The organism is Epibacterium sp. ABV4_022 (assembly GCF_056159345.1).
Genome location: NZ_JBSWVA010000001.1, coordinates 1,324,964 through 1,349,038, shown reverse-complemented (window position 1 = coordinate 1,349,038; position 24,075 = coordinate 1,324,964). Strand labels below are relative to the sequence as shown.

The 24,075-nt window shown below is 64.8% G+C and carries 19 protein-coding genes; 8 read left to right on the top strand and 11 right to left on the bottom strand.

The window, feature by feature from the left end; translation table 11 throughout:
- Nucleotides 1-3: 3 nt before the first annotated feature.
- From ACXAF5_RS06445 to ehuR, 4 genes are all read right to left on the bottom strand, one after another.
- Nucleotides 4-1,290, bottom strand: coding sequence for a TRAP transporter large permease (locus ACXAF5_RS06445; protein WP_474945971.1), 1,287 nt, complete (start codon nucleotides 1,288-1,290; stop codon nucleotides 4-6).
- Nucleotides 1,291-1,300: 10 nt separating this feature from the next.
- On the bottom strand, nucleotides 1,301-1,870 hold the full coding sequence (locus ACXAF5_RS06440) for a TRAP transporter small permease (protein ID WP_474945970.1): 570 nt from the start codon (nucleotides 1,868-1,870) through the stop codon (nucleotides 1,301-1,303).
- Nucleotides 1,871-1,937: 67 nt separating this feature from the next.
- Nucleotides 1,938-2,957 (bottom strand): TRAP transporter substrate-binding protein, encoded by a 1,020-nt coding sequence (locus ACXAF5_RS06435; protein WP_474945969.1) that lies wholly within the window; start codon nucleotides 2,955-2,957, stop codon nucleotides 1,938-1,940.
- 97 nt (nucleotides 2,958-3,054) lie between these two features.
- Complete coding sequence (ehuR, locus tag ACXAF5_RS06430; RefSeq protein WP_474945968.1) at nucleotides 3,055-4,449, bottom strand: MocR-like ectoine utilization transcription factor EhuR; 1,395 nt, start codon at nucleotides 4,447-4,449, stop codon at nucleotides 3,055-3,057.
- Between the two features lie 244 nt (nucleotides 4,450-4,693).
- On the opposite strand from ehuR, the gene ACXAF5_RS06425 reads away from it, so the two are divergent.
- From ACXAF5_RS06425 to ACXAF5_RS06415, 3 genes are all read left to right on the top strand, one after another.
- On the top strand, nucleotides 4,694-5,518 hold the full coding sequence (locus ACXAF5_RS06425; RefSeq protein ID WP_474945967.1) for a hypothetical protein: 825 nt from the start codon (nucleotides 4,694-4,696) through the stop codon (nucleotides 5,516-5,518).
- A gap of 104 nt (nucleotides 5,519-5,622) precedes the next feature.
- Entirely contained in the window at nucleotides 5,623-6,615 is a 993-nt protein-coding gene (locus ACXAF5_RS06420; protein ID WP_474945966.1) for a hypothetical protein, read from the top strand.
- A 137-nt stretch (nucleotides 6,616-6,752) separates the two neighbouring features.
- Nucleotides 6,753-8,045, top strand: a complete 1,293-nt coding sequence (locus ACXAF5_RS06415; RefSeq protein WP_474945965.1) for an O-acetylhomoserine aminocarboxypropyltransferase/cysteine synthase family protein — start codon at nucleotides 6,753-6,755, stop codon at nucleotides 8,043-8,045.
- 94 nt (nucleotides 8,046-8,139) lie between these two features.
- Here the strand turns inward: ACXAF5_RS06415 and ACXAF5_RS06410 are convergent, their stop codons facing one another.
- Nucleotides 8,140-8,859, bottom strand: coding sequence for an SIMPL domain-containing protein (locus tag ACXAF5_RS06410; protein ID WP_239362746.1), 720 nt, complete (start codon nucleotides 8,857-8,859; stop codon nucleotides 8,140-8,142).
- Nucleotides 8,860-9,111: 252 nt separating this feature from the next.
- On the opposite strand from ACXAF5_RS06410, the gene ACXAF5_RS06405 reads away from it, so the two are divergent.
- Nucleotides 9,112-11,940 carry a hypothetical protein gene (locus ACXAF5_RS06405; RefSeq protein ID WP_474945964.1) on the top strand — a complete coding sequence of 943 codons (2,829 nt, stop codon included), beginning with the start codon at nucleotides 9,112-9,114 and terminating at the stop codon, nucleotides 11,938-11,940.
- 132 nt (nucleotides 11,941-12,072) lie between these two features.
- On the opposite strand, the gene hppD is transcribed toward ACXAF5_RS06405, so the two are convergent.
- Nucleotides 12,073-13,173, bottom strand: a complete 1,101-nt coding sequence (gene hppD, locus ACXAF5_RS06400; RefSeq protein WP_474945963.1) for a 4-hydroxyphenylpyruvate dioxygenase — start codon at nucleotides 13,171-13,173, stop codon at nucleotides 12,073-12,075.
- 138 nt (nucleotides 13,174-13,311) lie between these two features.
- On the opposite strand from hppD, the gene ACXAF5_RS06395 reads away from it, so the two are divergent.
- The 3 genes from ACXAF5_RS06395 to ACXAF5_RS06385 all read left to right on the top strand — a co-directional run bounded on the left by ACXAF5_RS06395 (nucleotide 13,312) and on the right by ACXAF5_RS06385 (nucleotide 17,503).
- Nucleotides 13,312-13,767: an Lrp/AsnC family transcriptional regulator gene (locus ACXAF5_RS06395; RefSeq protein WP_239323075.1), complete on the top strand. Its 456-nt coding sequence runs from the start codon at nucleotides 13,312-13,314 to the stop codon at nucleotides 13,765-13,767.
- A gap of 63 nt (nucleotides 13,768-13,830) precedes the next feature.
- Nucleotides 13,831-15,051 carry a PAS domain-containing protein gene (locus ACXAF5_RS06390; protein ID WP_474945962.1) on the top strand — a complete coding sequence of 407 codons (1,221 nt, stop codon included), beginning with the start codon at nucleotides 13,831-13,833 and terminating at the stop codon, nucleotides 15,049-15,051.
- Between the two features lie 571 nt (nucleotides 15,052-15,622).
- Entirely contained in the window at nucleotides 15,623-17,503 is a 1,881-nt protein-coding gene (locus ACXAF5_RS06385) for a monovalent cation:proton antiporter-2 (CPA2) family protein (RefSeq protein ID WP_474945961.1), read from the top strand.
- Nucleotides 17,504-17,551: 48 nt separating this feature from the next.
- Here ACXAF5_RS06385 and cobT read toward each other — a convergent pair whose 3' ends face one another.
- Complete coding sequence (gene cobT / locus ACXAF5_RS06380; protein WP_474945960.1) at nucleotides 17,552-18,562, bottom strand: nicotinate-nucleotide--dimethylbenzimidazole phosphoribosyltransferase; 1,011 nt, start codon at nucleotides 18,560-18,562, stop codon at nucleotides 17,552-17,554.
- 101 nt (nucleotides 18,563-18,663) lie between these two features.
- On the opposite strand from cobT, the gene cobS reads away from it, so the two are divergent.
- Nucleotides 18,664-19,416 carry an adenosylcobinamide-GDP ribazoletransferase gene (gene cobS / locus ACXAF5_RS06375; protein ID WP_474945959.1) on the top strand — a complete coding sequence of 251 codons (753 nt, stop codon included), beginning with the start codon at nucleotides 18,664-18,666 and terminating at the stop codon, nucleotides 19,414-19,416.
- 78 nt (nucleotides 19,417-19,494) lie between these two features.
- Here cobS and ACXAF5_RS06370 read toward each other — a convergent pair whose 3' ends face one another.
- From ACXAF5_RS06370 to ACXAF5_RS06355, 4 genes are all read right to left on the bottom strand, one after another.
- Nucleotides 19,495-20,004: a CarD family transcriptional regulator gene (locus tag ACXAF5_RS06370; protein ID WP_239323070.1), complete on the bottom strand. Its 510-nt coding sequence runs from the start codon at nucleotides 20,002-20,004 to the stop codon at nucleotides 19,495-19,497.
- Nucleotides 20,005-20,293: 289 nt separating this feature from the next.
- A complete protein-coding gene (gene fdxA, locus ACXAF5_RS06365) occupies nucleotides 20,294-20,632 on the bottom strand; it encodes a ferredoxin FdxA (protein WP_239323069.1) in 339 nt (112 codons plus the stop codon).
- 66 nt (nucleotides 20,633-20,698) lie between these two features.
- Nucleotides 20,699-21,073, bottom strand: a complete 375-nt coding sequence (locus ACXAF5_RS06360) for an RNA-binding S4 domain-containing protein (protein ID WP_474945958.1) — start codon at nucleotides 21,071-21,073, stop codon at nucleotides 20,699-20,701.
- A gap of 7 nt (nucleotides 21,074-21,080) precedes the next feature.
- Nucleotides 21,081-24,041: a helicase-related protein gene (locus ACXAF5_RS06355; protein WP_474945957.1), complete on the bottom strand. Its 2,961-nt coding sequence runs from the start codon at nucleotides 24,039-24,041 to the stop codon at nucleotides 21,081-21,083.
- Nucleotides 24,042-24,075: the final 34 nt, after the last annotated feature.

Genomic DNA, 24,075 nt, shown 5'->3' with positions numbered 1-24,075 from the left:
CTCCTATTTGCCAAAGGCCAGGTCGCGCAGGAACAGCGCAATCTGCGGGAAGAAGACCAGCGCCACCGCAACCCCCATCAGCATCAGGATGAAAGGGGGCGTGCCGCGCACCACCTCTACGTAAGGTCTGCGGAACACGGCGATGGCGGTGAAGATGTCGCACCCGAACGGCGGCGTCGCCGACCCGATCGCCACCTGAAGCGTGATGATCGTCCCCACCAGCACCGGGTCGATCCCGGCAGAGGCCACCACGGGGGCAAAGACCGGCACCAGCACCAGGATCACCACGATCGGATCCACGAACATGCAGCCGATGAAAAAGGCGATGGAGATCACGAACAAGATGCCGATCTCGCCCATCTCCGCCACGCCCACGGCGCCGAGGATCTGCTGCGGCACCTGCGCAAAGGAGATCACCCAGGAAAAGGCACTGCCCGCCGCCACCAGGATAAACACGATCGCTGTGATCAACCCGGTCGATTTGGCGGTGTCATAGACCCCGCGCAGCGACATCGAGCGGAACACGAGAACCTCCAGGATCAGCGCATAGAGCACGCAGGCCGCCGCCGCCTCGGTCGGGCTGAAGATGCCGCCGTAAATGCCGCCGATGATGATGACCGGAAACCCCATCGGCCAGAGCGCCGCACGCATCGTGCTCAGGCGCTGTTGCCAGCTGGCCTTGGGCTCCGTCGGCACGTTGTTGCGCACCGCGTAGATGTAGCAGTAGATCGAGAACAACAGCAGGATCAGCAGCCCCGGCCCGATGCCGGCGATGAACAGCTCGGCGATCGAGGTGCTCGACACCACACCGTAGATGATCATGCCGATCGAGGGCGGGATCAGAAAGGCGATGTCGCTGGCATTGACGATCAGGGCCAGCACGAAACTGTCCTTGTAGCCCGCCTGCAGCATCCGCGGCCGCAGCGGCGATCCGATCGCCACCACCGTCGCCTGGGTCGACCCCGACACCGCGCCGAACATGGTGCAGGCCGCCGCCGTCGAAATCGCCAGCCCGCCGCGCAGATGCCCGACATAGGCCATGACCACATTGATCAGCCGCCCGGCGGATTGCCCCCGGGTCATGATGTCGGCGGCAAAGATGAACATCGGCACCGCGATCAGCGAGGCAGGACGAATGCCCGCCACCATCTGCTGCACCATGGTCTCGGTGCGGGCGAGATCGCCGAACAGCATCACAAAGCCGACAAAGGCCCCCGCGATCAGCGGGATCATCATCGGAAAGCCCAGCAACAGCAGGACAATCATGGTCAGGAATATCGTTGCAGCCATGGCCGTGCCCTCAGATTTCGAGTTCTTCTTCGTCGCGTGCGTACCCATCCTGGACATGGGTGGAGAGATAGATATTTGGGGAGGTCATGTTGCGCAGCGCCGTCAGCAGGTACTGCACGCCGGTCATGAAAAACCCCGCTGGCACCCAGACGAGGATGATCCAGACCGGAATGCGCAGGGCGGGCAGCACCCGCCCCCGACCGGCCTGCGCGGCGATGTATTTCACCGCATAATAGCACAGCAGGAACATGAACGCGGCGGTGACCAGGGCGATGACGACCGCCAGCACCTTGCGCAGCCCCACGGGCAGCACGTCATAGATGGCCGACATCCGGATATGGCGCGCCTGGCGGGCCGCATAGCTGATCCCGGCAAAGGTGATCAGGATGATCAGCACCCGGTTCAGCTCTTCCGAGAAGAAGATCGACTGCCCCAGCACGTAGCGCCCGACCACATTGGCCACCGTATTTGCCGCCATCAGCAGCACGCCGACCGCCAACAGGACCGACTCTGCCCTGCTGATGGCGCGATCCAGAAGCCCCAGCCCGCCCGGCAGGACCACCTCATTCGGATTGTTCATGTGAAACTCCCCGCGGTGTCACGGACCGGGCACACTGACCCGGTCCGCTTCCGCACGATGTCCTGCCTCAGTTGGCGGTCGCGGCCAGATCGGCCTTCAGCTGCTCCAGAATGGCGGCACCACTGTCGCCGGTCATCTCGACAAACTTCGCCTCGACCTCTGCGGCGGCGTCCTTGAAACAGCTGCGCTGCGCCTCGTCGAGCACGGTGACAACCATCTCCGGCTTGGCCTCCATGATCTTGGCCAGCTCGGTTTCGGCCGCCTGCTGCTGGTAGACCACCGTGTGGTCATAGGCAGCCTTGGCCGCCGCCTGCACCAGCGCCTGATCCTCGGCGCTGAGACCGTCGTAGAAGTCCTTGTTCGCCATCACCGCGGTGGTGAAATTGTTGTGCCCCGCATAGGTGATGTAGTCGGTGACCTCGTAGATCTTGGTCGAATAGAGGAAGAAGGTCGGGTTCTCCTGGCCCTGGATCACATTGGTCTGCAACCCGCCATAGACCTCGCCCCAGGGCAGCGGCGTCGGCGTCGCGCCAAAGGCCTTGTAGCTCTCCACCAGCAGCGGGTTGGTCATCACCCGGAACTTGACCTCATCCAGATCAGCGCAGGTGGTGACCGGCGTCTTGGTGGTCATCGCCACCTCGCCCTCGGGGAACATGTTCAGCAACTCCAGCCCCTGCTCGGCATAGAGCGGCTTGAACATCTCGTTGATCGCCTTGCTCTCGCTGTAGAACCGGGCCAGGTGATCCTGATCTGTGGGCAGCAGATAGGGCACAAAGAACACCTGCGCCTCGGGGATCAAAGAGCCGGTAAAGCCCGGCGACTGGTCCACGAATTGCAGGATACCGTCCTGCGTCTGCTCCATGATGTCGGCGGATTCGCCCAGCGTGCCATAGGGGAACAGCTGGATTTCGTGATCCGAGTTCGCCTCGATCTCTGCCTTGAACTTCTGCGCATAGACGCCCTGCACATCGGTCATCGCCTCTTCGAACGCATACCGCCAGGTGTCGGCCTGCGCCGATGCGGCAGCCCCCAGTGCAAGCCCTGCGGCAACCGCAGCGCCCAAGGTGAATGTAACGGATTGAGCCATTGTTTCCTCCCAAGTCTCACCGGCGTCCACGCGCCGTTGCGCCAGACTTGAGAGGAATTGTCCTGCATGTCAATTTTTTTATTGTCGTGCGACAATGTCAATAGACCAGTTGCATGACCCCTTCTGGCGGGCGTTTCAACATGCCGGCGATCAGCCCCATCGCCTGCTGAAAGCGCTCCGGGTCCTGAATACTGCCCAATGACAGGCGCACCGCGTTCTGTGGCGGCGTCTTCGGGGCCAGGAACGGCGCATCCGGCGCGACCGCCACCTGCAACTGGCGCGCGTAGGAAATAAAGGTGCCCGTGGTCCAGCCTTCGGTCAGCGGCAACCACAGATGCGGCGCCGACGGCGTGCCGCGCCACTGCCAGCCCTGCAACTCGCGCGCCGCGATTTCGAATCGCTCCATCAGGGTGCGCTGCTGCCACTGCGCCAGCTCCGCCGCGGTGCCGTCCAGCACCCAGCGGGTGGCCAGCTCGCACATCAGCGGCGTCGCCATCCAGCCGAACACGACAATGCGCCCGGTCAGGGCCGGCGCCAGGTGTTCCGGCGCCGCCATATACCCGGCCCGCAGCCCCGAAACCGTGCATTTGCTAAAGGTGGTGAGATAGATCGTGCGCTCGGGCGCAAGCATCGCAACCGGCACCTGCCGATCCGCCACGACGGGGCCGAAGGCGTCGTTCTCGATGATATGAAGATCGTGGCGCCGCGCCACATCGACCAGATCTCGGCGCCGCTGCTCGGGCATCATCTCGGCGGTGGGACTGGCCAGGGACGGCAGCAAAAACAGAACCTTGGCGGATTTCTCCCGACAGTATCGATCCAGCGCATCCGGCAGGATGCCCTCCTGATCCACCTCCAGACCGGCGAGATTCAGCCCCAGATAGGAACAGCCCGACACCAAGAGGTGATGGGTGATCTGACTGGACACGACCGTATCCCCCGGCCGCGTCAGGGCCGACAGCGCCGCGGACATGCCGTGGCTGACGCCATTGGTCATGATGATGCGCTCGGCAGAGGTCTCCAGCCCGCAGCCCTGCAACCATTTCACCCCGGCGGCGCGATGCGCGTCATGGCCGACATTGGGACGGCAGGAGAGGTAATAGCTCGGGTCCAGCCCCTCGGGCAGATCGCGCAGCGCCTGCTGGAACCGGTCCGCATGCTGCTGCGAAAACACCGGCCGCAGAATCGACAGGTCGAACCCCTGTCCCTTCTCCGAGCTCAGCTGGAACGGCTGACCGTCGTGTTCGTCGGGATCCAGCACATAGCTGCCACGCCCCACCTGACCGTCGATGAGCTTCTGGCGCCGCAAGCTGTCGTAGGCCTTGCTGATGGTGTGCACGCTCAACCCCAGCTCCTCTGCCATCTTGCGATGGGTCGGAAGCTGGGTCCCCTTTGGCAGGCGGCCGTCAGAGATCGCCTTGGCGATCATCTTGGCCAGGCTGGCATGCAGGGGCGGGGTCAGGGTTGCGGGATCGGGATACCATATTGTCATGCGACATTCCTACCCTGCCCGGCCCGGATTGTACAATACAATGCGCACGCCTGCTGCCCTACGACCGGAGCCCCCCCGCGCCGCGCCATTTCGGCGGAAATGCGGCGCTGCCACCGGAAAGATGCGATTTGACCCCGGTTTTGACGCACTCTATCCGTATCCTTGGGCAAAGTAGGGCAGACAGGTCAGTCAAATGCAGGTCATTATTCATGCCGGCGCGCATGGAACAGAAGAAGATCGCCTGATGAAAACCCTCCTGCGCAACCGGGAGGCCTTTCTGGCGCGTGGCACCTCGGTGCCGGGGCCTGCAAAATACCGCGCACTCCTGAAAGAATGCATGGCCGCGGCCAAGACCGGCACCCCGTCGGACGATGCGCGGGATCTTCTGTGGGATGCCATCCTCGAAGAAGAGCACGCCGACCGCGTGGTGCTGTCCAATCCCCATTTCTTCGGCTCGCAGCGGGATGCGCTGGACGGCCAGCGCCTCTACCCCGAGGCAGAGGAACGCATGCGCACGCTCAAGGCGCTGTTTCCCCACGACGATCTCACCCTGTTTATGGCCATTCGCAGCCCGGTCGGGTTTCTGCCCAAACTGCTGGAAAAAGCCGGCACAGGGCGGCGCAACACGGTGCTGAGCACGACCAACCCGCGCGACCTGCGCTGGTCGGCGCTGATGAGCCGTATCCGTGCCTCGGTGCCGGATGTGCCGATCATGCTGTGGTGTTACGAGGACACGCCGCTGATCTGGGCGCAGCTCTTGCGGGAATTCGGCAATCTCGAGGCCGAGAGCAAGGTCAAGGGCGGCATGGACATGCTCGCCACCATCATGAAACGCGAGGGCATGAAGCGGCTGCGCGCCTATCTGCACGAGCGCCCGCAACTGACAGAGCCCTACAAACGCCGGGTCTTTGCTGCCTTTCTCGACAAGTTCGCCATCGAAGAGGAACTGGAAGAAGAGCTCGATATTCCCGATTGGTCACCGGAGTTTATCGAGGAGATCGAGCAGGCCTACGACGACGATACCGCCCAGCTCAGCCAGATCCCGGGGGTGACACTCCTCACCCCCTGATCCGCGCCCGCGCTCTGACCCTGTGGGGGGGCCCCTTCGGCTTGCCAAGAGGGGCCGCCTGCCCCTAGGTAGGATCAGGCAGCAGAAAAACCGCAAGAGCAGTCATGTCCGGGCAGAATTTCAACATCATGATCGTCGGCCAATCGGGGCGCCTGATGTATGAGGCGGTGCTGTTTGCCGCCTCGCTCCGGGCGCAAAGCCCCGGCTTTCGGGGCCGGCTGTATGTGGCCGTGCCGCAGCCCGGCCCGCTCTGGCCCAGCCGCGACCCCTCGATCCGCAACGACCTGGTGCTGGCGACGCTCGACCGGCTTGAGGCCCAGATCCTGCCCTTCGAAAACCAGGTCTTTGGCCAGTCCTACGCCTATGGCAACAAGATCGAGGCGCTGGCCGCCCTGCCGGAGGGAGAGCCCTTTGTGTTCTTCGATACCGACACGCTGATCACCGGCGAGCTGACCTCTGTTCCCTTTGATTTCTCCCGTCCCTCGGCCAGCCTGCGGCGCGAGGGCACCTGGCCAAAGCCCACACTCTATGGCCCCGGCTATGCCGCGATCTGGCGGTCGCTATATACGCGCTTTGATCTGGACTTTGACAGCAGCCTCGACCGCGACCAGCCCGATGAATACTGGCAACGCTATCTCTATTTCAACGCGGGCTATTTCTACGGCGCCTGCCCGCGCGCCTTTGGCGAGCGGTTCCTCACCTACGCCCGCACGATCCGGGATGATCCGCCGCGAGAGCTGGTCGGCCAGTCGCTCGATCCCTGGCTTGACCAGATTGCCCTGCCGCTGGTGATCCATTCCTTTGGCGGCGGGCGCAGCAGCCTGCCGCCGGGCTATCTGGACGGGGACGTCAGCTGCCATTACCGCACCCTGCCGCTGCTCTACGCACGCGAGAGCGATCAGGTCGTCGCCACCCTCGAAGAGGTCAGCGCGCCGAACTGGATCAAGAAGGTGCTCAAAGGCTACGAGCCGATGAAGCGCCTGATATATCAGGGCAAGGGCCACCGCGTGCGCGCCCTGTTTGACCGCGAGAACCTGCCACGCCGGGAACAGGCGATCCGCAACCGGATCAAATCCGAAGGGCTCTGGATGCGCTGAGCCGCCCGGACCGGCCGCCCCGCCTCCCGGTTGAAAATCAGGCCCACATCTCCGCCTCTTTCGCTTGCACTGGCGCCGCGCCCGGTGTGTGCTGTCGTCAGACCCACACCGATTGCGACACAAGGGAGTATTCAGAGATGTCCGACGGCCCCACCTATGGTTTTGATACGCTGCAAATTCACGCCGGCGCCCGCCCGGACCCGGCCACCGGCGCCCGCCAGACGCCGATCTACCAGTCCACGGCCTATGTGTTCCGCGATGCCGACCACGCCGCGGCGCTCTTCAATCTCCAGGAGGTGGGCTATATCTACTCCCGCCTGACCAACCCCACCGTGGCGGTGCTGCAAGAACGCATGGCGACGCTCGAGGGCGGCGTCGGCGCCATCTGCTGCTCCTCCGGCCATGCGGCCCAGATCATGGCGCTGTTTGCGCTGATGAGCCCGGGCAAGAACGTGGTCGCCTCGACCCGGCTCTATGGCGGCACCGTCACCCAGTTCAGCCAGACCATCAAACGCTTTGGCTGGTCGGCGAAATTTGTCGATTTCGACGACCTCGACGCCGTGCGGGAGGCCATCGACGATGACACCCGGGCGGTGTTCTGCGAATCCGTCGCCAACCCCGGCGGCTATGTCACCGATATTCGCGCGGTGGCCGATGTCAGCGACGCCGCTGGCCTGCCGCTGATCGTCGACAATACTTCCGCCACGCCCTATCTGTGCCAGCCGATCAAGCATGGCGCGACGCTGGTGGTGCATTCCACCACCAAATACCTGACGGGCAATGGCACCGTCACCGGCGGCTGCATCGTCGATTCCGGCACCTTCGACTGGTCCGCCTCGGACAAGTTCCCGTCCCTGTCGGCGCCAGAGCCGGCCTATCACGGGCTGAAATTCCACGAGACCTTCGGCAATCTCGCCTTCACCTTCCACGGCATCGCCATCGGCCTGCGCGATCTCGGCATGACCATGAACCCGCAGGCGGCGCATTACACCCTGATGGGGATCGAGACCCTGTCCCTGCGCATGCAGCGCCATGTAGAAAACGCCGAGAAGGTCGCAACCTGGCTGGAGAATGACCCGCGCGTCGACTACGTGACCTACGCCGGCCTGCCCTCCTCGCCCTATGCGGAGCGCGCCAAACGCTGCTACCCCAAGGGCACCGGCGGCCTGTTCACGGTGGCGATCAAGGGCGGCTATGACGCCTGCGTCAAGCTGGTCGACAGCCTGGAGATCTTCTCCCACGTGGCCAATCTGGGCGACACCCGCTCGCTGATCATCCACTCCGCCTCCACCACCCACCGGCAGCTGACGCCGGAGCAGCAGGAGGCCGCCGGCGCCGGGCCCAACGTGGTGCGCGTCTCCATCGGGATCGAGGATGCCGACGATCTGATCCGCGACCTGGATCAAGCCCTCGCCAAGGCCTGCGGTTGAGGCATCAGGCCCGCGGCACCGCTTCTGAACCAAACCTGCAAAAGGCCGGGATGTCCCGGCCTTTTTCCGTTTTGCAACAGGGGAGTAGCGCTGCTCAATTCGGCCCCGAGGGCTCCAGGATGTCAAAGGTCACCGACACGCTGTGGCGCAGGTTCACCGATCCCGGCGAAATCGGCATATCCGCCGAACGCGCCATCTCCATGGCCATCATCGGCGCGCCGCCCTGGGGGCCGCCATCGCGGATTTCCCGCACCGGTCCCAGCGCCATGCCGGTGGCCTCGGCCAGCTGCCGCGCCTTGTGGATCGCATCTTCCACCGCCTTGGTGCGCAGCCCATCCTGTGCCGCGTCGCGCTCACTGTAGGAAAACGACAGCCCGCGGAACTCATTGGCGCCGGCCCGCAGCACGTCATCCAGAACCCCGCCCATGGCGTCGATATCATGCAGGGTCACAAGCAGAAGATTCGACGCCTCGAACCCGGTAATCGTGCGCTCCTCCCGCCCGTCGCGGCGGATCTGGCTCCAGACCGGATGCATGGAGATCTGCTGCGTCTGCATGTCCTCACCCGCGATGCCGCTGTCGGCCAGGCTCGTCATCACCTCGTTCATTTGCACCGACACCTGCTCCATCGCCGCGCCCGCCTCTTCGGCCTGCGCCCGCACGCCCAGCGTGATGACGGCCTGATCCGGCGCCACATCCATGCTGGCCTCACCGGTCACATGCAATTGCCGCAGCTCTTCGGCGTGCAGTGGCGACAGGGGCGCAAGCGCAACAACGCCCGCCAGCATCATGGCGGCGGTTTTTCGGTTCAACATCTGGGATCCTCCGATGGTGTCGAGATACCCCCGTAGATGGGAGCGGCAAATCCCCGCGCGCAAGGGGAGGTTTTGTGCTTTTGCTTCCCCTCGGCGGGTTCCTGCTCTATGGTTTGCACAACAATAACGGCGCCCCGTTGCGTTGTTCCCGGGGGTGGTCACAGGCTGGCAAGCACAGGCATGAGATGTGACACCCGGGACGATGTATCTCCTGTGGGGCGAGGCGCGCAGACAGAAGACCCTGATGATTTGATGAAACCGGAGTTCGCGCTCTCACTTTCCTTCGATAGCATCGCGCTGCTGATCCGGGGCGCGGGCGGCTGGCGTCGTGTCGGCACCGTCTCCACCGAGGTCGACGACTTGGTGACCGAGCTGGCCATCCTGCGCAGCCGCGCCGAAGACCTGACCGACGCGCCGCTGCACAGCAAGCTGATCCTGCCCGATGCGCAGATCCGCTATCTCAGCGTTGAGACCGGCGACCTGCCCCATGACGCGCGGATCGAAGCGGCCCGCACGGCGCTCGAAGGGGCCACCCCCTATGCGGTGACGGAGCTGGCCTTCGACATCAGCCCCGAGGGCACGCGGACACATGTTGCGGCCGTCGCCATCGAAACGCTCGAAGAAGCCGAGAGCTTTGCCAGCGAACATGGCTTTGGCCCGGTCAGCTTTGTCGCCGTCCCCGGCGCGCATCCCTTCCTCGGAGAGCCCTTTTTCGGCACCTGCCGCGCCGCCCGCGGGCTGACGGTCGACCCCGATGGCATCGCCGTGGTCGAAATCGGCGATCTGGACGCCGAGACTCCGGAGACCGAAGCGCCCGACATGACGCCTGACCGCGCTGCCACCGGAGCGCGTCCCGAAACGCAGCACTTGCAGGACACGTCCAAGACCTCTGCCACGACCGACACAGGCGAGCCGAATCTCTATCCGGCGGAGGGCGTCGAAACCGAGCTGGCACCGCGCGGCACCGCCCCGATCATACTGCCTGCGGCCCCGCCGATGGCGGCCCCCGATGAGGCGGCTGACCCGGCCGCGCGTGCATCGGCTCCGGCCGCGCGTGCATCGGCTCCGGCTGCGCAGGATCCCGCCGCCGCCCCCGCAGCGCAGGCCGAAGACGACACAGACGACGCCCCAGCAGACGGGCCGGTGATCGGGTTCAGCTCCCGTCGCCGGACATCGCCAGAAGCCGCTGACGGGCGCGCCGCCGGGACCAAGACCCAGCCCACAGCGCCGGCCCCGACCGCCGCCCCCGCAGAGGCGGCCCCGGGCAAGCTGCTGCTCGGCCCCGCAACCGAGGCAACGCCCGCGGCCCCTCTGGTGCAGGCCCCCGCACCCGCGCAGGCAACCGCGGCGGCTGCGGCCTCTGCCTCCAGCCTGCCCGCGGCCCCGAACCTGGCGCTGCCGACGCCGGTTCTGGCTCATACCACCTCGGCGCCGCCCAAGGCACGGGCAAACAGCAGCGCCCCCCGTGCCCAGGCGGTGACACCGCCCGGCGGCAATATTGCACGCATGCCCCAGGCCAACCCGCTGCGCGCCCGCCCGGTCCGGATCGGGGTCGCAGCTGCGGCGCTGGCCACGGTCTCCGCGCTTGGCGCCTGGGCGGTGGTGCAGGAACTGCCGGAGCTGTGGTCGGATCTGAAACGCGCCGATCTGGTCGAAACCGAAGACCCCGTGGCCCCGCCGGTGCTGACCCACGCCCAACCGCAGACCTCCGCCTTGCTGGCAGAGGGCTTTGCCGCGCCCGGGCTCTCTGGTGCGGATGCGCCGCTGACGCCCGGCCCGGATGCCACCCTGTCGGAGACCGCGACCTCGGCACCGGGGCAGCTGTCCGAGGCCGACCTCGGCGATGTCTCGCATCAGATGCCGCAGGACCAGCCCGGCGCGCTGACCGTCACCGATGCCGCGGTGCTCGAAGCACTGGGCACACCGGTCATCGACGAGGTCGCGCCGCTTGATGGGGAGGATCTGGTCATCGCCTCCCTGCCCGCTCCGCGCGACCTGTCCGCGCCGGAAACCGGCCAGCCGGACCCCGCCCGCCTGACGCAACAGGATGGCGATGTGTCCCTTGATCCAGAGGCGCTTGCTGACGGCATTCTGCCCGGAGAGGGCGATTCCTACTCGGACTATGATGAGGGCACTCCGGATGTCGACGCGCTGGAACAGGCGGCGCAATATGCCGCCACCGGGATCTGGCAGCAGGTGCCCCGGATTGCAGAGCTGCCGGCGCTGATCGACCTCGACGACGTCTATGTCGCCTCCATCGATCATACCGACCTGTCGCAGGATGCGGTCGCCCTGCCGGCGCAGCCCGAGATCGAGACCGACACGCCCTTTGGCGCCGTCTCCAGCCCGACCGACGCCGGGCAGAAATTCGACCTCGACGACCGCGGATTGGTCACGGCCACCCCCGATGGCACCCTCAACCCCGACGGCATCATGGTCTTTGCCGGCCGGCCGGCCAAAGTGCCGCCGCCGACCCCGGATCGCCCCACCGCCCGAGAGTTGGAACAGGCGCAAGCCGCCGCGCATGACGCGCGCATGCGGCTGGTCCGGCCCCGCACCCGCCCGGGTGATCTGGTGGAGCAGGCCGAGCGGGCGCAGCTTGGCGGTGTGGTGCGGGCGGAACTGCTGTCCAAACGCCCCAAAACCCGCCCCGCCAGCCTCAAGACCGAAGAACAGGAAAGCCAGCCCGCCACCGCCCTTGCCGTGGCGCGCGCGCCGCAACCCCGGGCGCGACCGGCCAACTTTGCCAATATCGTGGATCGCGCCGCCCGTCGCCAACAACAGCAGCGACAAACCGCTGCCGCAGCACCTGCGGCGGTCACCCCGGCGATCCCCTCCTCCGCCTCTGTCGCGCGGCAGGCCACGGTTGAACGGGCACTCAACCTGCGCCGCGTGAACCTGATCGGTGTCTACGGCAAACCCTCTGATCGCCGCGCCCTGGTCCGGCTGCCCTCCGGCCGCTACGTCAAGGTCAAGGTCGGCGATCGCATCGACGGCGGTCGCATCGTCGCCATCGGCGACAGCCAGCTGCAATATCAAAAGAGCGGCCGCAACAGGACGCTGACCCTGCCCAACGGCTAAGCCGGACCGCACGGCGCCAGCAGGTCCGGACACCGCGCTCCACGCCGTATGACACACATGAAAAAGCCGGGCATCGCGCCCGGCTTTCTTGTTTACCTGTGGGAGGGTCGTTTCGGGGACCGAACCGGCAGGTTATTCTGCGGCGGCAATTTCGCCGTTGTTGATCTGCTCCTGCTCGATCGACTCGAACAGCGCCTTGAAGTTGCCCTCGCCAAAGCCGTCGTCGCCCTTGCGCTGGATGAACTCAAAGAAGATCGGCCCGATCACGGTTTTTGAGAAGATCTGCAACAGGATACGGGTCTCGCCCCCGTCAACCACACCTTCACCGTCGATCAGGATACCGTGTTTCTGCATCCGGTCGAGCGGCTCTTCATGGCCTGTCACCCGGTCATGGCTCATCTCGTAATAGGTTTCCGGCGGCGCCGGCATGAACTGGATGCCGCGCTCGGAAATCTCGTCCGTCGCGTCATAGATGTCGCGCGCGCCCACGGCGATGTGCTGGATGCCTTCGCCGTTGTATTTCTTCAGATAGGCCACGATCTGCCCGGTCTCGCCGCGGTCCTCGTTGATCGGGATGCGGATGCGGCCACAGGGCGAGGTCAGCGCGCGGCTGAACAGGCCGGTGTATTTGCCCTGGATGTCAAAGAAACGGATTTCCTTGAAGTTGAACAACTCGCCATAGAAGTTGAACCACTTGTCCATGTTGCCCTTGAACACGTTGTGGGTCAGGTGATCGAGGTAGTAGAACCCGACGCCGCGCGGCTTGGACTGCTTCAGCCACTCGAATTCCGCGTTGTAGGGCGAGGTCTCGTAATACTGGTCGATGAAGTAGATCAGCGAGCCGCCGATGCCCTTGATCGCGGGCACATCCATGGTCTTGTCGTCGCCCTCATAGGGCTCCGCCCCCTTGGCAACCGCGTGCTCAAACGCCTTCTGCGCATCCACCACACGCCAGCCCATGGCCGGGGCGCAGGGGCCGTGCAGCTCGACGAATTTCTCCGCAAAGGAGCCCTTTTCGGCATTCAGGATGTAGGTGATATCGCCCTGCTGCCACAGCTCGATGCCCGGCTTGGTCTTGTGGCGCCCGACCAGCTCATAGCCCATCTTGGCAAACAGCTCACGCAGCTCTTCCGGGTTGGGGCTGGCGAACTCGACAAATTCAAAACCATCGGTGCCGGCGGGGTTCTCGTCGCTGATCACGGATTTCGGCGCGTCGTGGGGGAAAGGTCCCATGCGTATCTCCTGCGTTGCGGGTTGCGTTTGTCACAGAATACCGCATCTCAGGCGCATATTTTGCGCAATCTCTCAGGTCGCCCTTTCTTTGTTCGCGCGTTTTCCGCACTATATCGGGGCAAAACAAGGAAACCCCGCATGCTCGACCCTATCGACATTAAATTGCTCGCACATCTGCAAAAGGACGCCCAGGCCACCGCACAGGAGTTGGGAGAGGCGCTGAACCTGTCGCCCAGCCAGGCCGGCCGGCGGCGCCAGCGGCTGGAGAGCGACGGAATCATCCAGAGCTATGTGGCACGGCTCGATCCGGGCAAACTGGGTCTGGCGGTGCAATGTTTCGTGCAGGTGCATCTGCACAGCCACGGCCCGGACAATGCGGCAAGTTTTGCCCGCCTGGTGGCCGGCCGGCCGGAGATCACCTCCGCCTGGACCATGACCGGCGAGGCGGATTACCTGCTGCGGGTCTATTGTCACGATCTTCAGGAGTTGAACACATTGTTGCATGAAATCATCCTGCCCCACCCTGCGGTCGGGCGCGTACACAGCCAGATCGTGATGGCACAGTTAAAAGGTGACAGTCCGCTCCCGGTTTAAGGATGCGTGAACCACTACGCTCTTAGGGTGGGATGAAACTGACCATCAGATGGAATCGCACCCGTGACATTTGTCGACCGTCGTATTGAAACCCGCCCCAGCAGCGGCGCAGCACCATTCGAATTGAATGAGGTCTTTTTCTCCCGGACCGATGATCGCGGTGTCATCGCGGCCTGTAACTACGTTTTCCGACGCGTGGCGCATTACTCCTGGGACGAAATTATTGGCGCCCCGCACAAGCTGATCCGCCACCCGGACACGCCGCGTGGCCTGTTCCACCTGTTCTGGGACACGCTCAAAAGCGGCAAGACCATCGGCGCCTATGTGAAGAACAAGTCCAAGGACGGGTTGCATTACTGGGTCTACGCCACCGTCGTGCCCTGCGAAGAGGGCTACCTCTCCGCCCGGATCAAACCCAGCAGCAAGCTGTTCAACGAGATCCAGGCGCTCTATGCCAAGATGGTCAAGGCAGAGACCGAAGGCGGGCTCTCCCCCGAGGAAAGCGCCCAGATGCTGATCGACTGGGTGCATGACAAGGGGTTTGACGATTATCAGCATTTCGCCTCCCACGCGCTGGCTGAGGAGCTGATTTCCCGGGACGAGGGGCTCGGGCGCAAACCCGATCCGCAGATCTCCGAGTTGCGGACCATGCTGCGCAATGCCGAGAAACTGCTGGATGAGACCCACGGCCTGGTCAAGGACTTCGAGGCCATGCACACCATCCCGCACAATCTGCGGGTCATCGCGTCGCGGATCGAACCCTCCGGCGGGCCGGTCACGGTGCTGTCGCAGAACTACGGCGCCATGTCGCGCGAGATGTCCGATTGGTTCGAGCGCAACGTGATGGGCGAGAACACCAATTTCGCGACGGTGAAACACTCGGTCAACTCCAGCCTGTTCATCGCCGGCATGACCCGCATCCTGATGGAATGTGACAGCCAGCTTCAGGAGGAACGCCGCAGCCTAGGCGAGGTCGAAATGGAAGGCGAACGGGACAAGCTGGCACGGCTGGTGGAGCAACAATCCGGCTATGCCAGCAAGGGCATGGCCGAGGTGGACATCGAAGCGGTGCGAATCATCAACGCCTGCCAGGTGATGCACCGGCATTTCCTCGGCCTCAGCTCGACCCGGGTCCTGTGCAAGATCGAAAGCGCGCGGCTGCCCTCCTCCGGCGAAACCCTGGCCGACATCATCGACCAGCTCGGCGCCTTCCAGGAGCGTATCTCGGAACGTCTGGAACATATCGCAAAGCTCGGCGAGGAAATCCGTTCACTGGAGACCTAGGCCCCGCAGCGATCAGGCGACCCGGTCAGGTGCACCGCACCGCCGCGCTCGCAGGCGCTCTTGCGCCGTGACGGTGTGCCCGCCCGGGGCGGTGCCGCCCTTCTCGGCGGGCGGCAGAGCCCGAGCCCGCACCGTAACGCCGCGCGACACGATCGGCGGTAGCGCGGCAGAAGCCCCGATGCGGCGCGCTGGTTCAACCAGGCTTTAAGCGCACGCGGCCGTGTGCTCTGCACGACACCGGGCGATCATCATGGTTCTGCGGAACACCGGCACCGCGCATCTTTGCCGCCATCGCACAGGCGCCCCGGCGGCAGGACCCTCATGCCCCTTTCGCCCCCGCGCAGCGACCGGTCTCCGGTATCCGCGTTGGGGCTGACACGCCCTGCACCCTGCACATCAACGGATATACCCAGCACATCAACGGATGTGTCGACGCCCCCCAACCTCAGACGCCGCCGGCGTGGCTGCGGCTGTTGCGCCACGCTGACTGTTTTTCCACACGCCTGCGCGGAATCGACGAACAACTCCCCTATGTCTTTGCCAGGTCATCATTTGCTGGCAATATCACCCCATGGACAGTTTTCTTTCTCAAGCTTCGATTTATCTCGCCGCCGCGGTGATTGCAGTGCCGATCGCGGCCCGCCTTGGTCTGGGCTCGGTGCTCGGCTATCTCGCCGCCGGCATCCTGATCGGACCGGTCTTTGGACTGGTCGGCTCTGAAACTGCCGAGTTGCAGCATTTTGCAGAGTTCGGCGTCGTCATGATGCTGTTCCTGATTGGTCTGGAACTGGAACCGCGCGCGCTCTGGGCGATGCGGCACCATCTGATCGGGCTCGGCGGATTGCAGATCCTCGCCTCCACCGCGCTGCTCGCCGCCGCCGCCATCGGGTTTGGCCACGGCTGGCAGGTCGGGCTGGCGGTCGGATTGGCGCTCTCGCTGTCCTCCACCGCGATCGTGCTGCAAACCCTGACGGAAAAGGGGCTCACCGGAACCGGCGGCGGGCGCGCGACCTTTTCGGTCCTGCTGACCCAGGACATCGCGGTGATCCCGATCCTGGCGCTGTTGCCGCTGCTGGCCTCCCACGCCCCGGCGAGCCTGTCTCATGACGGCTCGATCCAGGTCGGCGACGACGCGGCGCATGGGGCGGGTCATCACTCGCTCTCCCTGGTCGAAGGCCTGCCGGGCTGGGCCGTGACCCTGATGACCATCGGGGCCATCGCCTTTGTGATCCTGGCCGGGGTCTACCTCAGCCGACCGGTGTTTCGCTTCATCCATGCCTCCAACCTGCGCGAGATGTACACGGCGCTGGCGCTGCTGATCGTGGTGGGGATCTCCTTTCTGATGACGTTGGTGGGGCTTTCGCCGGCGCTTGGCGCCTTCCTCGCCGGGGTGGTTCTGGCCAACAGCGAATTCCGCCACGAGCTGGAAAGCGACCTTGAACCCTTCAAAGGGCTGCTGCTGGGGCTGTTCTTCATCACCGTCGGCGCGGGAATCAACTACCGGCTGTTCCTGGCCGAACCCGGCGATGTCATCGGCCTGGCGCTGCTGGTGATCCTGGCCAAGGGCACGGTGCTCTATTTCGTGGGCAAGGCCTTTGGCCTGAAGGGGCGCAATCACTGGCTGTTCACCCTGGGTCTGGCCCAGGCCGGTGAATTCGGCTTTGTACTTCTGGCCTTCTCGCTGCAACTCAACGTCATCACGCCGGATCTGTCGGAGAAACTGCTCTTGGTGATCGCGCTGTCGATGCTGATCACCCCGCTGCTGTTCATCCTCTATGAAATCCTGTCCAAACGGATGGCGGAGGCCCATGTGGAGCACACCCCGGACGAGATCGACGAGGAAGGCACCGTCATCATCGCCGGGATCGGCCGCTTTGGTCAGATCGTGCATCGCCTGGTCAACGCCAGCGGGTTCAAGACCGTGCTGCTGGACAGCGACATGAAGGCGGTGCAGCTGATGCGCCGCTTCGGGGTCAAGAGCTTCCTCGGGGATCCCACCCGGCCCGAGCTTCTGAAGGCCGCCGGCATCGCCAAGGCAAAGGTCCTGGTGGTGGCGCTCGACGATCAGGAGAACGCCACCAAACTTGTGGCCTACGCCAAGCGCCAGTTCCCCGAGGTGCATATCGTCGCCCGCGCCTATGACCGCAATCACGCCTTCGAACTCTACAAGGCGGGCGCGGATGACATCGTGCGCGAGATGTTCGACAGCTCGCTTCGGGCCGGGCGCTATGTGCTGGAGAACATCGGCCTCAGCGACTATGAGGCGGCGCAGGCGGAGCAGACCTTCTACGCCCATGACCGCCACACCGTGCGGGAACTGGCCGCGCATTGGATCCCCGGCACGCCCGCCAGCGAGAACCCCGCCTATATCAAACGGGCGCGCGAGCTGGAAAAGGATCTGGAAACCGCGCTGTTGTCGCTGGCCGAAGACCACGTCAAGAAATCGGCCTGATCCAGCGGTCTTGGTGCCTCCCAGCCCCGGTCCCGGCCGGGGCCGGTCTTAACCGTCGGCGACACCAGCCTCGGCAAAGGTGGCCATGCCGCTGTGGCAGGCAACCGCACCCTTCAGCACCTGTATCGCCAGCGCCGCGCCGGAGCCTTCGCCCAGCCGCAGCCCCAGCGACAGGAGCGGCGCCTTGCCCAACCGGTCCAGCAGGCTGGCATGGGCGCTTTCGGCGCTTTGATGGCCGGCGATGGCATGATCGAGCGCGCCATCCGCGATCTGCGCCAGACAGGCCGCCGCCGCACAGCAGATAAACCCGTCGAGGATCACCGGAATGCGCAGCACCCGGGCCGCCGCGATCGCACCCGCCATGGCCGCGACCTCGCGCCCGCCAAGCCGGCCGAGCACCTCCAGCCCGTCCGTGACAGCGTGTAGCGCCACGCCTTCGGCGACCACTTGCGTCTTGAGTTCGAGACCCGCGTCATCGACGCCGGTGCCGCGCCCGGTCCAATCGCCCGCAGCCCCTCCGTACAGCGCATGACACATCGCCGCCGCCGAGGTGGTATTGCCGATGCCCATCTCGCCCACCACCAGCAAATCCGCCTGCGGATCGACCGCGTTCCATCCGGCCTGCAACGCCGCCAGCAGCTCTGCCTCGCTCATCGCCGGACCGGAGGTGAAATCACCGGTCGGGCGGTCGAGATCCAGCGCATGCACGTCCATGCGCGCGCCTGCAAGCCGGGCCAGCTGGTTGATCGCGGCGCCCCCGGCCTTGAAATTTGCCACCATCTGCACGGTGACCTCGGACGGAAAGGCAGAAACACCCCGAGCGGTAACCCCGTGATTGCCGGCAAAGACGATCACCTGCGGCGCGGTGATCTGCGGCCGGTCGGTGCCGCGCCAGCTGCCATACCAGATCGCCACCTCCTCCAGCTGCCCCAATGCCCCCGGCGGCTTGGTCAACTGGCCGTTGCGGGCCTCGCATCCGGCGCGCGCCGCGGCATCGGGGGCGGGGGCCTCGGTCAAGTGCGACCGGAAAGTGGCGAGTGAGTTCAGTTCTGGCAGCATAAAAAGCCTCGTTGCGTCGGAGGGCACCGCACGGGTAAAGCGGTGTCTGATCTGTTTACTCTGCGCATCCCGCGCCGAGAAGACCTGCCAGAGGCACTGACATGCAAAAAAGCGACATCAAGGGGATCGACGCGGTGCTGGCCCTCGTGCTGCTGACCCGCCTGCCCCTGCCCCACTTGCCCAAGGACAGCTTTGCGCGCCAGTCCCGGGCGGTCTGGGCCTTTCCGCTGGCCGGGCTGGTGGTCGGCGGGCTGGCGACTGTGATCGCGGCGGCGGCGCTGGCGGTCTGGCCCCCGGCCGTGGCCGCGGGGCTGGCCCTTGCGGTGCAGATCCTGGTGACCGGCGCCATGCATGAAGACGGGTTGGCCGACAGCGCCGATGGCCTCTGGGGCGGGTTCGACCGCAGCCGGCGGCTGGAGATCATGAAGGACAGCCAGATCGGCACCTATGGTGTGCTGGCGCTGGTGCTGAGCCTCGGGCTGCGCTGGCTCACGCTCAGCGCGCTTTTGGCGGCGGGGATGATCTGGGCCCCGGTGGCCCTCGCCATGCTGAGCCGCGCGACCATGCCGGTGCTGATGGCAAGCCTGCCCAACGCCCGCGGCAGCGGGCTGTCGCAATCGGTCGGACGCCCCACCTGGGGGGCTGTGCTGCTGGGGATTACGCTGGCGCTCCTGCTTGGCCTGCTGAGCCTTGGCGCGCCGATGCTCCTTGCTGCACTGGTGCTGATCCCGGTGGTCGCCGGGTTGCGCGCGCTTGCGCGGGCCAAGATCGGCGGCCAGACCGGCGACATCCTGGGCGCCACCCAGCAGATCAGCGAAATCGCCGCTGGGCTGACCCTGCTGGCCCTGCTCTAGCGGCAGGCGCAGTCCCCCCCAAACACAAAAAGACCGTCCACAGGGGACGGCCCTTTGCATTTGAACTGTCGGCGCGTCTCAGGCCGCGCGGGAGGTCAGCACCTCGTCGACCTGCTTGGCCGCAGAGATCTCGTCCCCGCCGGAGACCGCCGCCACTTCGCGGGTCAGGCGCTCCAGCGCGGCTTCATAAAGCTGACGTTCGGAATAGCTCTGCTCGCGCTGATCGTCGGTGCGGTGCAGGTCGCGCACCACTTCGGCGATGGAGATCAGGTCGCCGGAATTGATCTTCTGTTCGTATTCCTGGGCGCGGCGCGACCACATCGCGCGCTTGACCTTGGCCTTGCCCTTCAGCGTCTTCATCGCCTGGTCGATGACATCCGGCGAGGACAGCGAGCGCATGCCGATATCCAGCGCCTTGTGGGTCGGCACCCGCAGGGTCATCTTGTCTTTTTCAAAGGTGATCACGAATAGCTCCAGCTTGTGGCCGGCTACTTCCTGCTCCTCGATCGAGATGATCTGTCCGACACCATGGGCCGGATAGACAACATAGTCGTTGGGGCGGAACTCGAGCTTCTTCGATTTGGTCATACAGGTCTTTCCTCGCGATGACACGGCAACCATGCCGACTTGGCCACGCCAAAAACCACCCGCACGGAACATGCGTCATGTCCGCCGGATACAGGATTGGCGCAGAAAGCCCACCAAGAAAGCCGCGAATCACACGGCCGTCACGGCAGGCGGCAATCTACGTATTTCATTACATCCGTTGAATATAGCACAAAAACGCGCCCTCCGAAAGCGGAAGGGCACGTGAATATCGGCCATGCATCCATGTTTCACGCCATCCGGCGCGATTCTGCCGTGGAACACGGCGGGGTCAGCCGCCCTCGCCGGGGGCTTCGGAGAAGTATTTCTCCAGCTTGCCTTCCTCGCCATCCCGCTCCTCGTGACCCGGCATCGGGTCTTTCTTGGAGACGATGACCGGCCACAGCTCGGCATACTTCCGGTTGAACTCCACCCATTTGTCCATATCCGGTTCGGTGTCCGGACGGATCGCGTCGGCGGGGCATTCTGGTTCGCATACGCCACAGTCGATGCATTCATCGGGGTGGATCACCAATGTGTTCTCACCCTCGTAGAAACAGTCAACCGGGCATACCTCGACGCAATCGGTGTACTTGCAGGCAATACAATTGTCCGTAACGACGTAGGTCATCTTGGCTTGGGTCCCGTTCCAGTGTCTTGGGTTTAGCTATTCCACAAGAGCCCGCGCTTCAAGCCGTCAATGGCCCTCCCACATGCGAGTAAGACCAAGCGCCCTGCGCTCTTTCTTATCCGGACGACCTTTTCCTTCGTATTTCGGATTGGCAGGCGGTTTGTCCTGCTTCTCCGTCATATCAAAGTACAGCGTCTGCGCCTCGGTGGCGGGGCCGCGCCGATCAGACAGCGCGGTGATGCGCACGACACGCACCTGATGCCCCTGGGAAAAGGTCAGAACGTCCCCGACAGAGACGGTCTGCGCCGGTTTTGCGATCTTGGCGCCGTTCACGCGGACATGCCCCGCCCCGACCTGCTTGGCCGCCAGCGAGCGGGTCTTGAAGAACCGCGCATGCCACAGCCATTTGTCGATCCGGAGCTTGTCCACGCGATCCGTCATGCCGCCATCAGTCGTCCTGTTTCAGCCCCATCAGCGCCGCTGCAAAGGGGTTGTCGGGGTCGATCTGCTTTTCCTTCTTGGGTGGGCGCGCGGAATAGGTCTTGCCGCCCTTGTCGCCACCGCGATCCGGACGACCGCCCTTCTTGCCACCGGGTTTGCCCTGCGGCTTGCCGCCGGTGCGCGGCTTGCCACGTCCGGCGCCCTCGGCCTTGGGACCACCACGACCTTCGCCACGGCGCTGGCCGCGTTGATTGCCGCCCTGACGCGGGGTGCGCCCCCAGGTGAAGGTATAGAACACCTCGATCTCGGGTTCCTCGACAGCCGCATCCGCGGCCGCACCCACCGGCGTTTCCGCCTCGGAGGTGGCGGCGATCGGCTCTGCCACGGCCTCGTCGGACGGCTCCGCGGCGACGGGGGCAACCCCTTCGTCGGCAATCGCGTCGGTGCCTTCGGGCACATCGGCGGGGGTGTCGGGCGTCGCCTCGTCAGCGGGGGCCGCTGCCGGTGTCGCCTCGGCCTCTGCCGCTGCATCCATCACCGGCTGATCCGCCGCAGGCGTTGCGCCATCGGTGACCACGCTGTCGACGGGCTTGACCTTGGTGCGCTCGCCTTTTTCGGCGCGGTAGCCGAGCCCCTGCATCAGGTCGGCGAACTGCTCCAGCGTCATGCCGGTGATCGACAGCATGTCGGGCTTGGCCTCAAAGCCGCCGCGGCTGTCTTCGGCGCGCAGCAGATCCGCCAGACGCTCCAGCATGTCGATGCGGATCATCCGCTGGCCTGCGGCGCGATACCCGGCCATGGTGTCATAGCCTTCGGGCGCTTCCGGCATCGACGGCACCGTCACCAGACCCGGCGGCGGCGCTTCGGGGAATTCCTGCAACCCGTTGGCCAGCGACCACAACAGCAGACGCAGGCGGGTCGGCGCGGGCTTCAGCAGCAGCGGCATGAAGATGGTGAACTGGCCAAAACGGATGCCATGCTTGCGCAAGGCGCCACGGGCATCCTGGTCCAGATCCTTCACTTCCTGCGCCACACCGGCGCGCGGCAGCACGCCCAGCGCCTCTACCATGCGGAAGGCAAAGCCCCGGGCCAGCCCGGTCAGCGCCTCGTCCTTCTGCAGGTTGATCAGCGGCTCGAACAGAGCCTGGATCTTGCGCGAGATGAAATGCTGCAGGCGACGCTCGACCTTCTGGGCCACATCCGCCCCGGCCGCATCATCGACAAAAACCTCGATCTGCGGGGACAGCGCATCCGCACCGGCAACCAGTTTGCCGACAGCATGCTCGCCCCACATCAGGCCGCCCTGATCGGTGAAATCAATTTCGGTATCGGGTGCGTTGTAGAAGCGATCCGCGCGCAGATGATACTGCGGCGCCAGTGCCTGCAAGGACGCCGACTTCAGCGCCTTGGCCTCTGCGCCCTGCGCGGTCTTGTCCGGCGAGAACCGGAACCCTTCGAGTTTACCGACGAATTCGCCTTCGACGGTCACTTCACCCTGGTCATTTACTTCGGCCAAAAGGGCCTCCTTCTGTTTGAGCCGGCGCATCAAAACAGATGTGCGCCGGTCCACAAATCGTTGCGTCAGACGCATATGCAGGGCGTCGGACAACCTGTCTTCTACAGTGCGGGTTTCCTCCCGCCAATGACTTTCGTCACGCAGCCAACCGTTTCGCTGCGCCACATAGGTCCATGTGCGGATAAACGCCAAGCGTTTCGACAATGTGTCAATATCGCCTTCCGTACGGTCAATCCGGCGAATCTGCCGCGCGAACCAATCATCCGGCACCACACCCCCGTCGTGAAGATAGCCGAAAATCCCGCTGAGCAAAGAGGAATGCTCCGCATGGCTGATGCCGCGAAAGTCGGGAATACGGCACACATCCCACAACAGCCGCACCGAGGGCGCATCCGCGGCCCTGTCGCGGATTGTCGCATCCTGCGCCAGGCTGCGCAGCGCCATCAGGTCATCGGCCTCGCGCGCCTTGATCAGCACCTCGTGGTCCGGGCTTGATTCGAGCGACCGGATCAGAGCGTCGATCGAGCCGAACCGCAGATCCGCCGAGCGCCAGTTCAGCTTTTTCAGCGGCGTGAACCGGTGATCCATGATAGCCTGCGCGACGCCCTCGTCCAGCGGCCGGGCATCACCGGTAACGCCAAAGCTGCCGTGGCTCATGCCCCGGCCTGCACGGCCGGCGATCTGTGCCAGCTCGTTCGGCGCCAGCTCGCGCATCCGGCGCCCGTCGAATTTCGAGGTCGAGGAAAACGCCACATGGTCGATATCGAGGTTCAGCCCCATGCCGATCGCATCGGTGGCCACCAGATAATCCACCTCGCCATTCTGATAGAGCGCCACCTGGGCGTTGCGGGTGCGCGGGCTGAGCGCCCCCATCACCACCGCCGCGCCGCCCTTCTGACGGCGGATCAGCTCGGCGATGGCATAGACGTTGTCGACGCTGAAGCCGACAATGGCGGTGCGCGGCGGCATCCGGCTGATCTTTTTCGATCCGGCATAGACCAGATCCGACATCCGCTCGCGCCGCACGAATTCGACCCCCGGCACTAGCGCCGCAATCGACCCGCGCATGGTGTCCGCGCCCAGAAACAGCGTCTCCCGGGTGCCGCGCGCCCGCAGCAGCCGGTCGGTAAAGACATGGCCCCGCTCCGGATCGGCACAGAGCTGTATCTCGTCGATCGCCAGAAAGTCGCAGCCCATGCCCTCGGGCATCGCCTCCACGGTGCAGATCCAGTACTGCGCCCGCGGCGGCACGATGCGTTCCTCGCCGGTGACCAGCGCCACCACCGACGGGCCGCGCGCCTTGACGATCTTGTCATAGACCTCGCGCGCCAGCAGGCGCAGCGGGAACCCCATGATCCCGGTCCGATAGCCAAGCATGCGTTCGATCGCGTAGTGGGTTTTGCCTGTATTGGTCGGGCCGAGCACGGCCATGACCCGGGATGCAGAGGTCATTGCATCTATCTCCACGCGCCCTGCTCCGTTTCAC

What these genes read in the sequence shown, in the direction of transcription:
- ACXAF5_RS06415 (WP_474945965.1), top strand. Translation starts at nt 6,753, where the DNA reads ATGTCCGACGGCCCCACCTATGGTTTTGATACGCTGCAAATTCACGCC.
- ACXAF5_RS06385 (WP_474945961.1), top strand. Translation starts at nt 15,623, where the DNA reads ATGGACAGTTTTCTTTCTCAAGCTTCGATTTATCTCGCCGCCGCGGTG.
- ACXAF5_RS06410 (WP_239362746.1), bottom strand. Translation starts at nt 8,859, where the DNA reads ATGTTGAACCGAAAAACCGCCGCCATGATGCTGGCGGGCGTTGTTGCG.
- hppD (WP_474945963.1), bottom strand. Translation starts at nt 13,173, where the DNA reads ATGGGACCTTTCCCCCACGACGCGCCGAAATCCGTGATCAGCGACGAG.
- ehuR (WP_474945968.1), bottom strand. Translation starts at nt 4,449, where the DNA reads ATGACAATATGGTATCCCGATCCCGCAACCCTGACCCCGCCCCTGCAT.
- ACXAF5_RS06370 (WP_239323070.1), bottom strand. Translation starts at nt 20,004, where the DNA reads ATGACCAAATCGAAGAAGCTCGAGTTCCGCCCCAACGACTATGTTGTC.
- ACXAF5_RS06355 (WP_474945957.1), bottom strand. Translation starts at nt 24,041, where the DNA reads ATGACCTCTGCATCCCGGGTCATGGCCGTGCTCGGCCCGACCAATACA.
- ACXAF5_RS06360 (WP_474945958.1), bottom strand. Translation starts at nt 21,073, where the DNA reads ATGACGGATCGCGTGGACAAGCTCCGGATCGACAAATGGCTGTGGCAT.
- ACXAF5_RS06445 (WP_474945971.1), bottom strand. Translation starts at nt 1,290, where the DNA reads ATGGCTGCAACGATATTCCTGACCATGATTGTCCTGCTGTTGCTGGGC.
- cobT (WP_474945960.1), bottom strand. Translation starts at nt 18,562, where the DNA reads ATGCTGCCAGAACTGAACTCACTCGCCACTTTCCGGTCGCACTTGACC.
- ACXAF5_RS06435 (WP_474945969.1), bottom strand. Translation starts at nt 2,957, where the DNA reads ATGGCTCAATCCGTTACATTCACCTTGGGCGCTGCGGTTGCCGCAGGG.
- fdxA (WP_239323069.1), bottom strand. Translation starts at nt 20,632, where the DNA reads ATGACCTACGTCGTTACGGACAATTGTATTGCCTGCAAGTACACCGAT.
- ACXAF5_RS06420 (WP_474945966.1), top strand. Translation starts at nt 5,623, where the DNA reads ATGTCCGGGCAGAATTTCAACATCATGATCGTCGGCCAATCGGGGCGC.
- cobS (WP_474945959.1), top strand. Translation starts at nt 18,664, where the DNA reads ATGCAAAAAAGCGACATCAAGGGGATCGACGCGGTGCTGGCCCTCGTG.
- ACXAF5_RS06405 (WP_474945964.1), top strand. Translation starts at nt 9,112, where the DNA reads ATGAAACCGGAGTTCGCGCTCTCACTTTCCTTCGATAGCATCGCGCTG.
- ACXAF5_RS06440 (WP_474945970.1), bottom strand. Translation starts at nt 1,870, where the DNA reads ATGAACAATCCGAATGAGGTGGTCCTGCCGGGCGGGCTGGGGCTTCTG.
- ACXAF5_RS06395 (WP_239323075.1), top strand. Translation starts at nt 13,312, where the DNA reads ATGCTCGACCCTATCGACATTAAATTGCTCGCACATCTGCAAAAGGAC.
- ACXAF5_RS06425 (WP_474945967.1), top strand. Translation starts at nt 4,694, where the DNA reads ATGAAAACCCTCCTGCGCAACCGGGAGGCCTTTCTGGCGCGTGGCACC.